The sequence below is a fragment of the Pseudoxanthomonas sp. F37 genome, assembly GCF_022965755.1.
Lineage (GTDB): Bacteria > Pseudomonadota > Gammaproteobacteria > Xanthomonadales > Xanthomonadaceae > Pseudoxanthomonas_A.
Genome location: NZ_CP095187.1, coordinates 244,521 through 259,188, shown reverse-complemented (window position 1 = coordinate 259,188; position 14,668 = coordinate 244,521). Strand labels below are relative to the sequence as shown.

Below are 14,668 nucleotides of genomic sequence, written 5' to 3'. Positions count from 1 at the left end.
ACCCGTCGTGGCAAGCGACCAGGGGCGCCGGGCTGGTAATTGGAACAGGGGCCAGCCATGCGCACGCCGGGGATGCCGGGGGGCCGGTAGTCGGGGGACTGCCGGCCCCTTTTTTGTGCGCGCAGGATACCAGACCAAGAAAAAAGCCCGGCTTGGCCGGGCTTTTTGTTAGGCGCCGACGTCCGGCAGGGCCGGAACAGGGGGGATCCAGATTTCCCCACCGGACGTCGACATTGAACCTTTATTGCCGATCACGTCAGAAAGCGACGCAACCGGTCAACTCACGTTCGCAGCCTGCGACGACGTCTTGGGGAAAGCAACGGCTCCGGTGGCCCCGGAGCCCCGAATCAGGGTTCGCGCTGACGGATGGCATTGCCCGGCCGCGCCGAAGGACGCGGCGCCGGGGCGGAACGTTCGACCCGGGCGGGGGCTTGGCGCTCCGTCGGCTGGGGGCGCTCGGCCGCACGCGGTGCCGAGGGTGCCGGCATCACCCGCGACGGCCGGTAGCGGCCTTCGCCCACCCGCGGCTGGCTGGGCGAGGGCAACGCCTGCCCGGAACGGTTGGGGACCATCGGCTGCGAGCCGCCTTCACGCCAGCGACCGGTCGGGTCCCGCCACGGGGGCGGCCGGTTGCCGCCACCCGGCGGTTTGTCGCCGTCGCCCGGGCGCGGCGGGCGCGGATGATGATGCGGCGGGTAATAGGGATAGTACGGACCGTAGTACCCGTAATACGGGTAATAGCCGCGATACCCGCCGTACCCGTAGCCGCCATAGACGCCCACCCCGCCGTAATAACCGCCGTACGGGTCGTAGTACTGCGTGCTCGGCCGGCCATGGTAGTAACCGCCCGGGGCGGTGTCGCCGACGTAGTCGTACGTCGCGCAGCCCCCCAGGGCCAGGCTGGCGACGGCAAGGGCGTACAAGGATGAGCGTTTCATGTCGGGACCCCCCGGGATGCTGTCGGCAGCATCGGCCCGATGCATTGAATCCGTGCTTAACCCCCGGGACCGCGGCCGCTTGCGGGCTGCCCGTGCAGACCCGCTTCAGCCGGCGGCGGACCGCGACGATGCGTTAACCTTTCGGCATGTCGATGCCCCTGCCCACCTACGACGACGTCCTCGCCGCCGCCGCCCGTATCGCGCCCCATGCGCATGCCACGCCCGTCCTGCATTCGCACGCGCTGGATGCCCTGGCCGGCTGCGCGCTGCATTTCAAGGCCGAGCCGCTGCAGCGGGCGGGCGCCTTCAAGTTCCGCGGCGCCTGCAACGCGGTATGGGCGCTGGACGAGGCGACGGCAGCCCGCGGCGTGGTGACGCATTCGTCCGGCAACCATGGTGCGGCGCTGGCGCTGGCCGCGCGCACGCGGGGCATCCCCTGCCATGTGGTGGTGCCGGAGGGTGCCAACGCCGCCAAACGGGCCAACATCGCGCGCCAGGGCGCCACCTTGCATACCTGCGCGGCCACCATCGCCGCCCGCGAGGCGACCGCGGCGCAGGTGCAGGCCGACACCGGCGCCCGCCTGGTGCACCCCTACACCGATCCGCATGTCATCGCCGGACAGGGCACCGCCGCGCTGGAACTGGTCAACGCCGAAGGCCCGCTGGATGCCGTGGTTGCGCCGGTGGGAGGCGGCGGCCTGCTGTCGGGCACGGCGCTGGCCGTTGCCGCCACGGCGCCCGGCTGCCGCGTGGTGGGCGCCGAACCGGCCGGTGCCGCCGATACCGCCCGATCCCTGGCCGCCGGTGAGCTGCGCCTGGACTTCGTGCCCGACACCCTCTGCGACGGCCTGCGCGGCACCCTGGGCGCCCCCAACTTCGCCCTACTGCGCGCGCACCGGGTGGACGTGGTGACCGTGCCGGATGCCGAAACACTGGCCGCGATGCGGCTGCTGTGGGAATGCCTGAAGCTGCTGGTGGAACCCTCCTCCGCCATCGCCCTGGCGGCCATCCTGCGCCAGCGCGAACGCTTCGCCGGACAGCGGGTCGGCGTGATCCTGTCCGGCGGCAACGTCGACCTGGATGCGCTGCCATGGAAGGTCGCGGCATGAACGCGCGTCGCAGGAAGCCCCGGCGCGGGGTGTTCGGCTGGACGTGGCGACTGCTGCTGGCGGTCCTGGTCTGGCTCGCCGGCGTGGCCGCCTACATCACCTGGGTCGGCCAGCGCGACGACGCCCGGCCCGCCGATGCCATCATCGTGCTGGGCGCGGCCGCTTACGACGCCAAGCCGTCGCCGGTGTTCGAAGAGCGCATCCGCCACGGCATCGATCTGTACAAGCGCGGGCTGGCGCCGAAACTGATCTTCACCGGCGGCTACGGCGGCGTCGGCGCGCGCTTCTCCGAGTCCCAGGTGGCGCGCCGCTACGCGTTGCGCCAGGGCGTGCCGGACAAGGCGATCCTGATCGAATCGCTGTCGCGCAACACCCACGACAACCTGCGCCAGGCATCGCTGTTGATGCAGCAGCACCAGCTGCACGACGTCATCGTGGTCAGCGACCCGCTGCACATGGCCCGCGCGCTGCGCATCAGCCGGGACCTCGGCATCCGCGCGGTCGGTTCGCCCACGCCGACCAGCCGCTTCCGCACCTTCGCCACGCGCTGGCGGTTCCTGCTGCAGGAAGTGTATTTCTTCCACCGCGACCGCCTGCCGCGCTGAAAGCGTGGCGTATCATCGCCAGCTCGCCCACCACCGGGATCCGCCATGAAGATCGACGGCACGCGCCGGCAGGACCGCGCCACCGAACTCGTCCTCAGCTACTACGCCGCCTTCAACCGCGGCGACTGGGAGGGCATGCTGGCGATGCTGAGCGAGGACGTGGTGCACGACCTCAACCAGGGCGCGCGCGAAGTCGGCCGCGAGGCGTTCGCGGACTTCCTGGGGCGCATGAACGCCAGCTACCGCGAACAGCTGCGCGACATCGTGGTGCTGGTCACCCAGGACGGCCAGCGCGCGGCCGCCGAATACGTGGTGCACGGCGAGTATCTGCATACCGACGAAGGCCTGCCGCCGGCGAACGGCCAGACCTATGCGCTGCCGGGCGGCGCCTTCTTCGATATCCGCGATGACCGCATCGCACGCGTCACCAACTACTACAACCTGCAGGACTGGATCCGGCAGGTGCGCCGCGACGAGCGCTGAGCCGGCGCGACGCGCGACCCACCGCCGCGGGTCCGCGCGGCAAATCCCGCGCTGCAACTACTCGCCGCGTCGCCGGATCGGGATCTTCGACAGCGGCACCGCCGCGATGTCCTCCCCCTGCTCCCGGATGGGTGCGCCCGCCGGCGGCGCCCAGGCATGGGCGTAGATGACATCCCAGGTGCTGGGCAGCCTGCCGTCCGCGCGACGCAACGGTTCGTAGGCCGCCGCCGCGGCCGCGAAGCGCGCGCGACCGGTCAGCGTGTGCCGGCGTTGGCGCAGGGCGTTGGTCGCACCCATCGCGCGCAGTTCGCGCATCAGCGCCGGCAGGTCGTCGTAGGTCAGCGTGAAGCGGTCGCGGTCGAGCACCGGGGCGCGGAAGCCGGCCAGCATCAGCGCATCGCCGAACTGGGCGATGGGAGGGAACGGGCTGACATGCGGCGCGTCGTCGGCCTGCGCGAACGCATCGCGCAGTTCCTGCAGCGTCTCCGGCCCGAACGTCGAGCACACCAGCAGGCCGCCGGGTTTCAGCGCGCGGCGGAAACCGTTGAACGCGGCCGGCAGGTCGTCCACCCACTGCAGGCTCAGGTTGCAGAACAGCACGTCGACGCTGGCTTCCGCCAGCGGCAGCGCGCGCAGGTCGGCGCAGACGCGCTGGAACGGCTTCCACCAGCCGGCCTGCTTCTTCGCCTCGCGCAGCATGGGCAACGCCAGGTCCAATGCGATCACCTGTGCCTTAGGCCAGCGCTTGCGCATGGCGGCGGCCGCATGCGCGGGGCCGCAGCCCACGTCCAGCACCACCTTCGGATCCACGGCATCCTGGCCCTGGCGCAGGGCGAAGTAGTCCAGCGACTCCAGCAGGCGCTTCTCGACCTCGTGCTGCAACGCCGCCGCCGCATCGTAGCCGGCGGCCGAGCGCGAGAACGCACGCCGGATGTGGCGCTGGTCGAACGTGCTCATGCCGCCGCCTCCGGCAGCGCCTGCATGAAGCGCTCCACTTCGGCCGCCACCAGGTCGGCATGCCCCAGGAATGGCGCATGGCCACCACCGGCGATCTCGACGAAGGTGGCCGCCGGCGCCATCGCGGCGGCCGCCTGCATGGCCTTTGCCGGCACCAGCAGGTCGCGCCGCCCGGCCAGCCACAGGCTGGGTACGGAGAGCGCGGGCAGGATGGCGCGCAGATCGGACTGTTCGAGCAGGTGCAGGCCCTGCTGCAGGGCTTCCGGTGCCGGCTCGCCGCGCGCGTACAGGTCGTGCTTGAGCGTGCGCAGTTCGCTGCGTGCGTGCTCGGAGCCCATCGTGTCCAGCGCGAGGAACCGTTCCAGCGTGCCGGCATAGTCGTCGCGCAGGTCGTCGCCGAACTGTGCGAACACGCGGCCTTCCACGGCGTGCGCCCAGTCCCCGTCCCGCACGAAGCGCGGCGTCGCGGCCACCATCGCCAGTCCGCGCACCCTCGGCGACGAAGCCGCCGCCTGCAGCGCGAACAGCCCGCCCAGCGACCACGCCAGCCAGGCGGCCGGCGGCGTGCGGGCGAGGATGGCGTGGACGGTGGCGTCCAGTGCCAGCGGCACCTCGCTGTCACGGCTGAAGCCGTGCCCGGGCAGGTCGACGAGATGGAGCGTGTAACGGTCGGAGAGCCGCTGCACCAGCGGGGCGAATACGCCACCATGCAGCGCCCAACCATGCAGCAGCACCAGGGAGGGGCCGCTGCCGAGGGTTTCGATATGCATGCGGCCTATTGTCGCCGATCCGGCGTGGCCCAGGATCGCCGAAGGCGGGCGCCTCAGGCCACGGCGCCGTGCACGCGCTGCACCGCCTCCCACGAGCGCGCCAGGGTATCCACCAGACCGTCCACGTCCTGCGGCGAGTGCAGGGCCGACAGGGTCACCCGCAGCCGGGCCTTGCCGTCCGGCACCGTGGGCGGGCGGATGGCCGGCACCAGGTAACCGGCGCTGTGCACCGCGGCCGAGAGCGCCAGGGCGTTGCTATCGCTGCCGCACAGCACCGGCTGGATGGGCGAATCCGAGGCCATCAGCTGCAGCCCGGCGCGCTGTGCGCCACTGCGGAAGCGGTCCACCAGCGACTGCAGCTTCTCGCGCCGCCACTGGTCGCGGCGCGCGTGCTTCACCGCCACGCGGGTGGCCGCCGCCAGTGCCGGCGGCAACGCCGTGGTGTAGATGTAGGGACGCGCGGTCTCGGCCAGATGCTGGATCAGCGCCTCCTCGCCCACCACGACGGCGCCGTAGCCGCCCAGCGCCTTGCCCAGCGTGACCAGTTGCAGCGGCACGTCGGCCACGCCCATGCGCGCTTCGGCCACGCTGCCGCGGCCTTCGGGTCCGCGCACGCCGACGCCGTGCGCATCGTCCACGAAGAACAGTGCCTGCTGCATGCGTGCGACCAGGCTCAGCGCGCGCAACGGCGCGGCATCGCCATCCATGCTGAAGACGCCGTCGGTCGCCAGCATGGCCGCGCCGTCCGGCTGCAGCTTCAACTGGCGCAAGGCGCCTTCGGGATCCAGGTGCGGATAGCGCCGCAGCCTGGCGCCGGCCAGCCGCGTGGCATCGAGCAGGCTGGCGTGGTTGAGGCGGTCCTGCACGCACACGTCGCCGTCCTCCAGCAGGGCCTGCTGCACGGCCAGGTTGGCGAGGAATCCGCTGCCGAATAACAGCGCCCGGGGATAGCCCAGCCAGTCGGCGATGTCGCGCTCCAGCCCCTCATGCGCGGCGTGGTGGCCGCTGACCAGGTGCGAGGCCCCGGCGCCGGTGCCCTCGCGCGCGGCGGCGTCCTGCAGCGCATTGGTGACTTCGAACTGCTGCGCCAGGCCCAGGTAGTCGTTGCTGCTGAACTCGGTCAGCCAGCGGCCCTCGACCTCCACGCGCACGCCATCGCGCCGGTTGACGGTGCGGCGCGTGCGTTGGCGCGCCTGGGCCACGCGCTGCTGGCGCTGGGCGAGGATGCGGTCGTGCAGGTCGGGGCGTGTCATGGGTTCGGCACCGGGTACGGGAGCGCGCATCGGCGGCACCGGCCGGGACACGCCGACACCGACGCGCCGGGACGCGATGCCCGCGCCGGCGTGATGGCCTTCGTCCTGTCCCCTGTGGTGCCCCCCGACTACGCCGCCTGGCCGCAGCACGGCGCAGGATGGGTGATGTCGGCATGCACCGTACCGCTGCCGGTGCCTTCCATTCTGTGATGGTCGTGCATGTTTTCCACCTGTACCTGCATGGGGCGCAGGCCCAGGCGCGCGAACAGGGCCTGGTCGCGCTCGGTATCCGGGTTGCCGGTGGTCAGCAGCTTTTCGCCGTAGAAGATCGAATTGGCCCCGGCCAGGAAACACAGCGCCTGCAGTTCGTCGCTCATGGCCTCGCGGCCGGCCGACAGGCGCACCATCGACGCCGGCATCACGATGCGGGCGACGGCTATGGTGCGGACGAACTCGAACGGGTCCAGTTCGGCGGTGCCGTGCAGCGGGGTGCCGGCCACCTGCACCAGCCGGTTGATCGGCACCGAGTCCGGATGCACCGGCAGGTTCGCCAGCGCCTGCAGCAGGCCGGCGCGCTGGTCGCGCGATTCGCCCATGCCGACGATGCCGCCGCAGCAGGTCTTCATGCCGGCATCGCGGACGTGGGCCAGCGTATCCAGACGGTCCTGGTACTGGCGCGTGTGGATGATGTCGCCGTAGAAGTCCGGTGCGGTGTCCAGGTTGTGGTTGTAGTAGTCCAGGCCGGCGTCCTTCAACGCGTGCGCCTGCTCGCCGCTCAGCATGCCCAGGGTGGCGCAGGTCTCCAGGCCCAGGGCCTTCACCCCGCGGATCATCGCGGCGACCTTGGGGATGTCGCGGTCCTTGGGCGAGCGCCAGGCCGCACCCATGCAGAAGCGCGACGCCCCGGCGGCCTTGGCCTGCGCGGCCTTCGCCAGCACCTGCTCGGCGTCCATCAGCTTCTGCGCTTCCACGCCGGTGTCGTAGCGCTGCGCCTGCGGGCAATAGGCGCAGTCCTCCGGGCAGCCGCCGGTCTTCACCGACAGCAGGGTGGAGACCTGGACTTCCGCCGGATCGAAATGCGCGCGGTGCACGGTCGCGGCCCGGTGCAGCAGGTCCGGGAACGGCAGGTCGAACAGGGCCAGCAGTTCCTCCCGTTGCCAGTCGTGGCGCAGCAGGGGGGCATCGCTGGAAATGTGAACGGACATCGCGGCCTCGGCGGAGTACAGTCGCGGAAGTCTGGAAACCGGGCCCCGCCCTGTCAACCGCATGGATGCCCTGAAAGTTGACGGCTGGTGGCGCCGGGCCAGCCGGCTGCTGCTCACACCGCGCTGCCTCATCTGTCGCGAACGCGGCTGCAACGGGCGCGATCTGTGCGCTTCGTGCTTCGGGCGACTCCCCTGGAATCCCAGCGCATGCCTGCGTTGCGGACTTCCCATGCCGGCGCCGGGAACCTGCGGCGACTGCCTGCGCAACCCGCCCGCGCTGGCGGAAACGCGGGCGGTGTTCGTGTACGGCTTTCCCTTGGACCGGCTGGTGCCGCGCTTCAAGTTCCATCGCGACCTGGCGGCGGGACGCCTGATGGCCGACCTGATGGCCGGCGCACTGGCCTCCGCGCCGCGTCCGGATGCCCTGGTACCGGTGCCGCTGCACGGCCGCCGCCTCCGCCAGCGCGGCTACGACCAGGCGCTGGAACTGGCGCGCCCGCTGGCCGCCGCGCTGGCCCTGCCGGTGCGCGCGGACCTGCTGCAGCGCATCCGCGCCACGGCACCGCAGTCCGAACTCGATGCCGGCCAGCGCCGGCGCAACCTGGCCCGCGCGTTCACCGTGGCGGACCAGGCCGCACCGCCGGCGCATGTGGCGCTGGTCGACGACGTGATGACCACCGGCGCCACGCTGGAGGCGGCGGCCCGTGCGCTGACGGCTGCTGGCGTCGAACGGGTGGATGCCTGGGTGTGTGCCCGGGTGCCATGAGGCAGCGGCCGCCCCGTTCCGCGCAACCGCCGGCGCGACTCCGTCAGAAGGGCCAGACCGCCAGGCCGGACAGGTCCAGCGCCAGACCGGCGAACACCGCCGCGCCCACCCAGTTGTTGTGCAGGAAGGCGCGAAAGCAGGCCTCGCGCCCGCGGTGGCGCGCCAGCACGAACTCCCAGGCGATCAGCAGCGCGGCCACGCCCAGCGCCAGCAGGTGGTAATACAGCCCCAGCCCCGCCTGCCGGCCCACCAGATACAGCGCCACCAGCATCAGCGCGTACAGCACGCCCTGGATCACCAGGTCCAGGTCGCCGAACAGGATGGCCGTGGACTTGGAGCCGGCGCGGATGTCGTCCTCGCGGTCGACCATCGCATACCAGGTGTCGTAGGCGGTGGCCCACAGGATGTTGGCGCCGTACAGCAGCCAGGCCACCGGCGGCACCTCGCCCTGCACGGCGGCGAACGCCATCGGGATGCCCCAGCCGAAGGCCAGGCCCAGGTAGACCTGCGGCAGATAGGTGTAGCGCTTTAGATAGGGATAGCTGGCCGCCAGGAACAGGCCGGCGAAACTCAGCCACACGGTCAGCCGGTTCAGCGTGAGCACCAGCCCGAACGCCACCAGCATCAGTACGGCGAACACGGCCAGCGCTTCGCGCCCGGAGACCGCGCCGGTCGCCAACGGGCGCCCGCGGGTGCGTTCCACCTGCGGGTCCAGCCAACGGTCGGCGTAATCGTTGATCACGCACCCCGCGGAACGGGTCAGCCACACCCCCACCGTGAACACGAACAGGGTCCACGCCGACGGCACGCCATCGGCCGCCAGCCACAGGGCCCACCAGGTGGGCCACAACAGCAGCAGCACGCCGATGGGGCGATCGCCGCGCACCAGCTTCCAGTACTGGCCCAACCGCTCGCGCCAGCGCGGCATGGCTTCGGTTTCGAAACGCTCGTATCCCATGCGCGAAAGGGTAACAGGCACGCCGCCCGGGGCCGGATTTTCCGCATGGCCCGCGCCGGAGTGGGCCAACTCCCCGCTTTGCGGCTAGAATGCCGGTCCCGTGCGCCTGTAGCTCAGCCGGATAGAGTAGTGGCTTCCGAAGCCATTGGTCGGGGGTTCGAATCCCTCCAGGCGCGCCAATCCCGCTCAGACCAGGCCACCGGCACTGTTCCGGGACGCCTCCCGCCGCCGGCTTTCCGGCGGCCACCTGCCCGGCCCGGAAGCGAGGCGCGCGGCGTCCCGCGCGCTTCCGCCCACCGCTACGGCGAGGGCGGCACCGAAATGCCGGCCTCGGTCTGCACCACCGGCTTCAGGCTGCCATCGGGGTTGTACTGCAGGTGCTCCACCGTCACCGCGCGCCGGCCGATGGCGCCGTGCTGGTCGCCGACGGTGAGCGCGGCGTTGTGCAGGAACAGGTACCAGCGGCCCTTGAACTCGGCGATGCCCGGGTGGATGGTGAAGCTGTACTTGCCCGAACCGGTCAGTTCGCCGCGATACGTCCACGGGCCCGGCAGCGATGTCGCGGTGGCATAGGACACCCGCTCATCGCGGTGGGTAGCGCGGTCGAGCGAGGCATAGGTCAGGTAATACGTCGCACCGCGCTTGTGCAGCCACGGCCCCTCTTCGAAATGCGGCGGCGTGATCTCGGTGACGGGACCGTCCAGTTCGGTCATGTTGGGCTTGAGCCGCGCGATGTAGCAGCGGCGGTTGCCCCAGGCGATCCACGTCGTGCCATCGTCATCGGTGAAGACCGTCGGATCGATATCCTCCCAGCTGTGCGTGCCCTTCGGCGTCATCGCGTTGGTGATGAGCGCCGCGCCCTTGGCATCGACGAACGGACCGGTCGGATGGTCGGATACCGCAACACCGATCGCCTTGCCCGGCTGCGTGCCGTCATGTTCGACCGCGGCGTAGAACCAGAACCGCCCGTCCTTCTCGATGGCCTGCGAGGCCCAGGCATCCGCCTTCGCCCAGCGGAAGTCGGTGGCCTTCATGATCGGCCCGTGATCGGTCCAGTCCGCCATGTCCATGGTCGAGTACACCCGCCACTCGCGCATGTTGAACATCTCGTCGCGCTGCGCCTCGTCGTGGCCGACATACAGATAGAGCCGGTCGCCGACCACGAGCGGCGCCGGGTCAGCGGTGAACCGGTCGCGGAACAGTGGATTCGACCTGGGGACGACCGACGCGCCCGGGCCGGCTCCGCGTTCCAGCCAGCCATGCATCTTCATCCAGTCCACGAACGCCGCGAACCAGCCGGTGCTGGTGGTGGCTTTCGGATACATGCCGAATCCGTGCCCGCCGCGTTCGTAGAGATGGAACTCCACCGGCCGCCGCGCCGCGCGCCAGCGCTCGATCAGGCCGAAGCCGTCGCCGGCGAACAGGCCGTCGTCGGCGCCGATCGCCACGAACAGCGGGGGTGCGTCCGCGGGCACGTCCAACGCGGACAGCGGACCGTAGACGGTGGCGATGAAAGCGGGCCTGGCATCCTCGACCCCCAGGGTCGTGGCGAGGGTCAGCATGGCGCCGGCCGAGAAGCCGACCATGCCGACGCGGTCGCGGTCGATGCCCCATTCGTCTGCGCGCTGGCGCACCAGCGCGAAGGCCGCGCGCGCGTCGGCGAGCTGCGGACCGAGATGGGCGATGGCCTTGGAGGGGTCGAGGTGCGCCGGACGTGCCCCGGACATCCGCGCCCGCATGTCCGCGGCGAAGGCATCCAGGGCGGCAGGCGTGGGTTCCAGGCGGTACTTCAGGACGAACGCCGCGATGCCCCGCGCAGCCAGCGCGCGCGCCACGTCCCAGCCCTCGTTCTGCATCGACAGCGTGCGGAACCCGCCACCCGGCGCCACGATCACGGCGGTGCCGCTGGCGTTCTCCGGCGCCGGCAGGAACGGGGTCAGGGTGGCCTCGCTGACGTTGCGGGCGAAGACACTGCCGTACTGGCGATGCCAGGTTTCGGGGTGCCGCGCGCCCGGCAGCGGCCCCGTTTCCAACGCGATGGCGCCGGATTGCGCGGGTACGCCGACCGGCGTCATCGCATCGTCCTGCGCAAGGGCCGGTGCCGCGATCGAGCAGGACGCGATCGCCAGCAGGAACAGCGTGCGGAGTTTCGGGTGCATGCAGATGCTCCGTGAGAGCGGCGGATGCGATGGCGGTACTCAGCCGCCAGTGGAATCCCAGACCAGATCGAACGTCAGCTGCAGCCGCTGGCCCGGCGCCAGACGTTGCGGCGCCAGGTTGAACGCGTCGGGCGGCCCGGTCTGCGGCTCCACGCAGGTCGCATGCGCGGCGGCGTCGTAGACCACCCAGTGCGAGACATCGGCCTGCAGATCGAGGCGCTGTGGGCCCCGCTGGAGCGAGATGGCCCCGCCCGCGAGAAAGCAGTCGTCCCACGGTCCCGGCGCGGGCGGGACCCGCGGCAGCGTGGCGATGCCATCGGCATCGCGCGGATACATCGCAGCAGGCGTGAACACCAGTCGGTCGGGCTTGCGGAACCACGGATGCCAGCCCAGCGCCGCGGGCATCGCCCGATCGGCCGCCTGCACGGACAACACCAGGCGCAGCGCGTTGTCTTCGCCCAACGTCACCGATTGATGCGCGCTGCCGCCGAAGGGCCAGTACCGGTCGCGGGGGAGCGCCAGCGACAGCCTGGCGCCGTGCGGATCGTGCGCGTCGACCTGCCAGGACCGGGAGAAGCCGACGCCATGGATCGCATGCGCCCCGAAGTTCACCGGCAATGCATGCGCATGCCCGTCGAAGTCGAAGCGCCCCCCGCGCACGCGGCCGGCCCACGGCACCATCGGGTAACACCCCCACGCGATGGTCGCGTCCCGGCCCTCCTCCGGACCCACCAGCCAGTCCGTGCCGGCAAACCGGATCTGCGCCAGGCGGCCTCCCGCCGCCGGCGCCAGCGCCACCTCCAGCGGACCGCGACGCAGCCAGTGCAGCGGTCCCGGCGGCATCGGCGCCAGCGCGTCGTCCCGTGCGGCGCGAGGGAGATCAGCCCCCATAGGGATCGATGGTGCGGATGCGCCCGTCGGCCTGGTGGTGCAGAGGCGTGCACTTGGTGGTACGCAGGTGCGTCACGCCGCCCGACAGCAGGGCGTCGTGGTAGAACAGATACCACTGGCCCTCGAATTCGCAGATCGAATGATGGGTGGTCCAGCCCACCACCGGCGTCAGGATCACGCCTTCATAGGTGAACGGGCCGTAAGGGCTCTCGCTGACGGCATAGCACAACAGGTGCGTATTGCCGGTGGAGTACGACAGGTAGTACCTGCCCGCGTGCTTGTGCACCCATGGCCCCTCGAAGAACCGGCGGGCATGGTCGTCGGCGCGCAACGGGTTGCCGTGCCCGTCCAGGATCGTCACTTCGCGCGTCGGCTCGGCCAGCGCGGTCATGCCCTCGTCCAGCCGGGCCACGCGCGGACCGAGCGCGGGCGCATCGCCGGTGGGCTCCTCATGCGCCGCGTCGTAGCGGTTGTCGCGGTACTTCTGCAGCTGGCCGCCCCAGATGCCGCCGAAATACAGGTAGTGCGCCCCGTCGTCGTCCTCGAACACGGCCGGGTCGATCGAGTAGGCACCCTCGATCGGCGCCGGTTCGGCGGTGAACGGCCCTTCCGGACGATCGGCGATGGCCACGCCGATGCGGAACAGGCCGCCGCCGTCCTTGGCGGGGAAGTACAGGTAGTAGCGGCCGTCCCGGCACGCGGCGTCCGGCGCCCACATCTGCTTCTCGGCCCAGGGCACGTCGCGCACGTGCAGGGCCAGGCCGCAGTCGGTCGCCTCGCCGTCGGGCGAGTCCATCCTCAACACGTGGTAGTCCTGCATGCCGAAGTGCCCGCCCTCATCGTCGAACGGCGCGCCCGCATCGATGTCGTGCGAGGGATAGATATAGAGCCGGCCGTCGAACACATGCGCCGAGGGATCGGCCGTGTAGATGTGGGTGACCAGCGGGCGGGAGATGGCGCGGTCCGCCAGGTGTGCGAGTTCGCTGTCGTGCACGGGGGATGCTTCGTGGGATGCGATATCGGTCATGGGCAGGGGTCCTGGCATCACGCCGCGCCAGCGGCCGTGCGGCGGCGCTGGTCGAGTTCGTGTTCGATGCGCGTCTCCATGCGCTTGTCGATTTCGTAGAGGAAAAGCAGCGCCACCGCGACCAGGAACGGAAGCGAGCAGTAGAGGCTCACGGTCAGGCGGATGCCGTCGACGACGGCCGCAGGCTGCTGCACGGCGCCGGCCTGGTAGCCGTAGTGCGCCAGGATGCCGGCGACCAGTGCGCCGCCGACGCTCAGGCCGATCTTCAGGCCGCAAAGCATGGCCGAGAAGATGATCGCGGTCGCACGGCGGTCGTTCTTCCACTCGGAGTAGTCGGCCACGTCGGCCGTCATCGCCCACAGCAGCGGAATGGTGATGCCGTAGCAGAAGCCGTGCAGCATGAAGGCGCCGAACACCATGGCCACCGCCGTCGGCGGGAAAGCGTAGAACGCCAACAGGAACAGCGTGGAGGCGAACAACGCACCGCCGAACACGTCGCGCTTGCCGAAGCGGTCGGCCAGCCCGCGCGACAGTCCGATACCCAGGATCATGCAGACGATGCCGCTGCCGTTGAACAGGCTGAAGGCGGACGTGGCCGGATCCTCGGGCCACTGGAAGCCGGCCAGGCCCATGCCGGTCAGTGCGGCGTTGAGGCCGGCGACGAAGCCGTTGAACCCCGACGCCTGGAGGAACGAGGCCAGTGCCGCCTCGCTCATGTAGTACTGGAAGTAGTAGATGTACGTGCCGCCCTTCAGGGCCAGGTTCATGAACACCAGCACCGTCAGCAGCAGCATCACCTGCCAGGGCCGGTTGCGCAGCAGGTCCGACAGGTCCTGCAGCACGCCGGAAGATTGCGCCTTCGTCGGCACCACGCGCTCGCGCGTGGTCAGGAACGTGATCAGGAAGAACGCCGTGCCGACGATGGCGAATACCGTCATCACCCGCTCGAAGCCCTGCACCCGGTCGCCGTCGCCCAGGATCAGCACCAGCGGCATCAACAGCACCTGGATGATGAACTGCGCGATCATCACCGCCACGAACCGGTACGCCGACAGGCTGTTGCGCTGCGCCATGCTGCCGGTCAGCACGCCGCTGAGCGCGGAATACGGCAGGTTGTTGGCCGCGTACACCAGCACCAGCAGGGTGTAGGTCGCCAGCGCATAGGCGATCTTGCCCCGCTCGCCGAAGTCCGGGGTGCTGAAGGCCAGCAGCGACAGCACGCCGAAGGGGACCGCGGTCCACAGGATCCACGGCCGGAACTTGCCCCAGCGCGTGGCGGTGCGGTCGGCCAGGACGCCGATCATCGGCGTGAACACGAACGCGCCAAGCAGACCCACCACGAAGATGATGGTCGCGGCCGTGGCCGCCGGCAGCCGGTAGACATCGGTGTAGAAGAACGCCAGATAGGTGATCAGCGTCTGGAAGATCAGATTGGCCGCCAGGTCGCCCAGGCTGTAGCCGACCTTTTCCCGGATCGACAAGGATTGTTCAGTGCTGGCCATGCGGCGGTGTTCCCGGATATCGGTGGAGGACGGCCTGCGGGTCGT

The 14,668-nt window shown here is 70.5% G+C and carries 14 protein-coding genes and 1 tRNA gene; 5 read left to right on the top strand and 10 right to left on the bottom strand.

The window, feature by feature from the left end; translation table 11 throughout:
• Positions 1-347: 347 nt before the first annotated feature.
• Positions 348-938, bottom strand: coding sequence for a hypothetical protein (locus MUU77_RS01120; RefSeq protein WP_245090568.1), 591 nt, complete (start codon positions 936-938; stop codon positions 348-350).
• A 146-nt stretch (positions 939-1,084) separates the two neighbouring features.
• On the opposite strand from MUU77_RS01120, the gene MUU77_RS01115 reads away from it, so the two are divergent.
• The 3 genes from MUU77_RS01115 to MUU77_RS01105 are packed head-to-tail and all read left to right on the top strand — an operon-like array spanning position 1,085 to position 3,135.
• Complete coding sequence (locus MUU77_RS01115) at positions 1,085-2,047, top strand: pyridoxal-phosphate dependent enzyme (protein ID WP_245090567.1); 963 nt, start codon at positions 1,085-1,087, stop codon at positions 2,045-2,047.
• Positions 2,044-2,652: an ElyC/SanA/YdcF family protein gene (locus MUU77_RS01110; protein WP_245090566.1), complete on the top strand. Its 609-nt coding sequence runs from the start codon at positions 2,044-2,046 to the stop codon at positions 2,650-2,652. The genes MUU77_RS01115 and MUU77_RS01110 overlap by 4 nt, the downstream gene beginning before the upstream one ends.
• 45 nt (positions 2,653-2,697) lie before the next feature.
• Positions 2,698-3,135 carry a ketosteroid isomerase-related protein gene (locus MUU77_RS01105; protein ID WP_245090565.1) on the top strand — a complete coding sequence of 146 codons (438 nt, stop codon included), beginning with the start codon at positions 2,698-2,700 and terminating at the stop codon, positions 3,133-3,135.
• Between the two features lie 57 nt (positions 3,136-3,192).
• Here the strand turns inward: MUU77_RS01105 and bioC are convergent, their stop codons facing one another.
• The 4 genes from bioC to bioB form a co-directional block, all read right to left on the bottom strand.
• Entirely contained in the window at positions 3,193-4,092 is a 900-nt protein-coding gene (gene bioC, locus MUU77_RS01100) for a malonyl-ACP O-methyltransferase BioC (protein ID WP_245090564.1), read from the bottom strand.
• Entirely contained in the window at positions 4,089-4,862 is a 774-nt protein-coding gene (gene bioH / locus MUU77_RS01095) for a pimeloyl-ACP methyl ester esterase BioH (protein WP_245090562.1), read from the bottom strand. Before bioH ends, bioC begins: the two co-directional genes overlap by 4 nt.
• Positions 4,863-4,915: 53 nt before the next feature.
• Positions 4,916-6,115, bottom strand: coding sequence for an 8-amino-7-oxononanoate synthase (gene bioF, locus MUU77_RS01090; RefSeq protein ID WP_245090560.1), 1,200 nt, complete (start codon positions 6,113-6,115; stop codon positions 4,916-4,918).
• 128 nt (positions 6,116-6,243) lie between these two features.
• Positions 6,244-7,320 (bottom strand): biotin synthase BioB, encoded by a 1,077-nt coding sequence (gene bioB, locus MUU77_RS01085; RefSeq protein ID WP_245090558.1) that lies wholly within the window; start codon positions 7,318-7,320, stop codon positions 6,244-6,246.
• Positions 7,321-7,381: 61 nt separating this feature from the next.
• Here bioB and MUU77_RS01080 point away from each other — a divergent pair, with 61 nt between their 5' ends.
• Positions 7,382-8,086 carry a ComF family protein gene (locus MUU77_RS01080; RefSeq protein ID WP_245090555.1) on the top strand — a complete coding sequence of 235 codons (705 nt, stop codon included), beginning with the start codon at positions 7,382-7,384 and terminating at the stop codon, positions 8,084-8,086.
• A 43-nt stretch (positions 8,087-8,129) separates the two neighbouring features.
• Here the strand turns inward: MUU77_RS01080 and ubiA are convergent, their stop codons facing one another.
• The gene (gene ubiA / locus MUU77_RS01075) at positions 8,130-9,044 is read right to left on the bottom strand and encodes a 4-hydroxybenzoate octaprenyltransferase (protein WP_245090552.1); all 915 of its coding nucleotides are present in this window, start codon (positions 9,042-9,044) and stop codon (positions 8,130-8,132) included.
• A gap of 102 nt (positions 9,045-9,146) precedes the next feature.
• Between ubiA and MUU77_RS01070 the strand changes: the two genes are divergently transcribed.
• A tRNA-Arg gene (locus MUU77_RS01070) sits at positions 9,147-9,223 on the top strand.
• 120 nt (positions 9,224-9,343) lie between these two features.
• Here MUU77_RS01070 and MUU77_RS01065 read toward each other — a convergent pair.
• From MUU77_RS01065 to MUU77_RS01050, 4 genes are read right to left on the bottom strand one after another with little or no spacing between them, the layout of a single operon-like run.
• Positions 9,344-11,203: a family 43 glycosylhydrolase gene (locus tag MUU77_RS01065; protein ID WP_245090549.1), complete on the bottom strand. Its 1,860-nt coding sequence runs from the start codon at positions 11,201-11,203 to the stop codon at positions 9,344-9,346.
• A gap of 39 nt (positions 11,204-11,242) precedes the next feature.
• The gene (locus MUU77_RS01060; protein ID WP_245090547.1) at positions 11,243-12,094 is read right to left on the bottom strand and encodes an aldose epimerase; all 852 of its coding nucleotides are present in this window, start codon (positions 12,092-12,094) and stop codon (positions 11,243-11,245) included.
• Positions 12,084-13,121, bottom strand: a complete 1,038-nt coding sequence (locus MUU77_RS01055) for a glycoside hydrolase family 43 protein (RefSeq protein ID WP_245090545.1) — start codon at positions 13,119-13,121, stop codon at positions 12,084-12,086. The genes MUU77_RS01060 and MUU77_RS01055 overlap by 11 nt, the downstream gene beginning before the upstream one ends.
• 17 nt (positions 13,122-13,138) lie before the next feature.
• On the bottom strand, positions 13,139-14,623 hold the full coding sequence (locus MUU77_RS01050) for an MFS transporter (RefSeq protein ID WP_245090543.1): 1,485 nt from the start codon (positions 14,621-14,623) through the stop codon (positions 13,139-13,141).
• Between the last annotated feature and the right edge of the window lie 45 nt (positions 14,624-14,668).

What these genes read in the sequence shown, in the direction of transcription:
- MUU77_RS01120 (WP_245090568.1), bottom strand. Translation starts at nt 938, where the DNA reads ATGAAACGCTCATCCTTGTACGCCCTTGCCGTCGCCAGCCTGGCCCTG.
- MUU77_RS01115 (WP_245090567.1), top strand. Translation starts at nt 1,085, where the DNA reads ATGTCGATGCCCCTGCCCACCTACGACGACGTCCTCGCCGCCGCCGCC.
- MUU77_RS01110 (WP_245090566.1), top strand. Translation starts at nt 2,044, where the DNA reads ATGAACGCGCGTCGCAGGAAGCCCCGGCGCGGGGTGTTCGGCTGGACG.
- MUU77_RS01105 (WP_245090565.1), top strand. Translation starts at nt 2,698, where the DNA reads ATGAAGATCGACGGCACGCGCCGGCAGGACCGCGCCACCGAACTCGTC.
- bioC (WP_245090564.1), bottom strand. Translation starts at nt 4,092, where the DNA reads ATGAGCACGTTCGACCAGCGCCACATCCGGCGTGCGTTCTCGCGCTCG.
- bioH (WP_245090562.1), bottom strand. Translation starts at nt 4,862, where the DNA reads ATGCATATCGAAACCCTCGGCAGCGGCCCCTCCCTGGTGCTGCTGCAT.
- bioF (WP_245090560.1), bottom strand. Translation starts at nt 6,115, where the DNA reads ATGACACGCCCCGACCTGCACGACCGCATCCTCGCCCAGCGCCAGCAG.
- bioB (WP_245090558.1), bottom strand. Translation starts at nt 7,320, where the DNA reads ATGTCCGTTCACATTTCCAGCGATGCCCCCCTGCTGCGCCACGACTGG.
- MUU77_RS01080 (WP_245090555.1), top strand. Translation starts at nt 7,382, where the DNA reads ATGGATGCCCTGAAAGTTGACGGCTGGTGGCGCCGGGCCAGCCGGCTG.
- ubiA (WP_245090552.1), bottom strand. Translation starts at nt 9,044, where the DNA reads ATGGGATACGAGCGTTTCGAAACCGAAGCCATGCCGCGCTGGCGCGAG.
- MUU77_RS01065 (WP_245090549.1), bottom strand. Translation starts at nt 11,203, where the DNA reads ATGCACCCGAAACTCCGCACGCTGTTCCTGCTGGCGATCGCGTCCTGC.
- MUU77_RS01060 (WP_245090547.1), bottom strand. Translation starts at nt 12,094, where the DNA reads ATGGGGGCTGATCTCCCTCGCGCCGCACGGGACGACGCGCTGGCGCCG.
- MUU77_RS01055 (WP_245090545.1), bottom strand. Translation starts at nt 13,121, where the DNA reads ATGACCGATATCGCATCCCACGAAGCATCCCCCGTGCACGACAGCGAA.
- MUU77_RS01050 (WP_245090543.1), bottom strand. Translation starts at nt 14,623, where the DNA reads ATGGCCAGCACTGAACAATCCTTGTCGATCCGGGAAAAGGTCGGCTAC.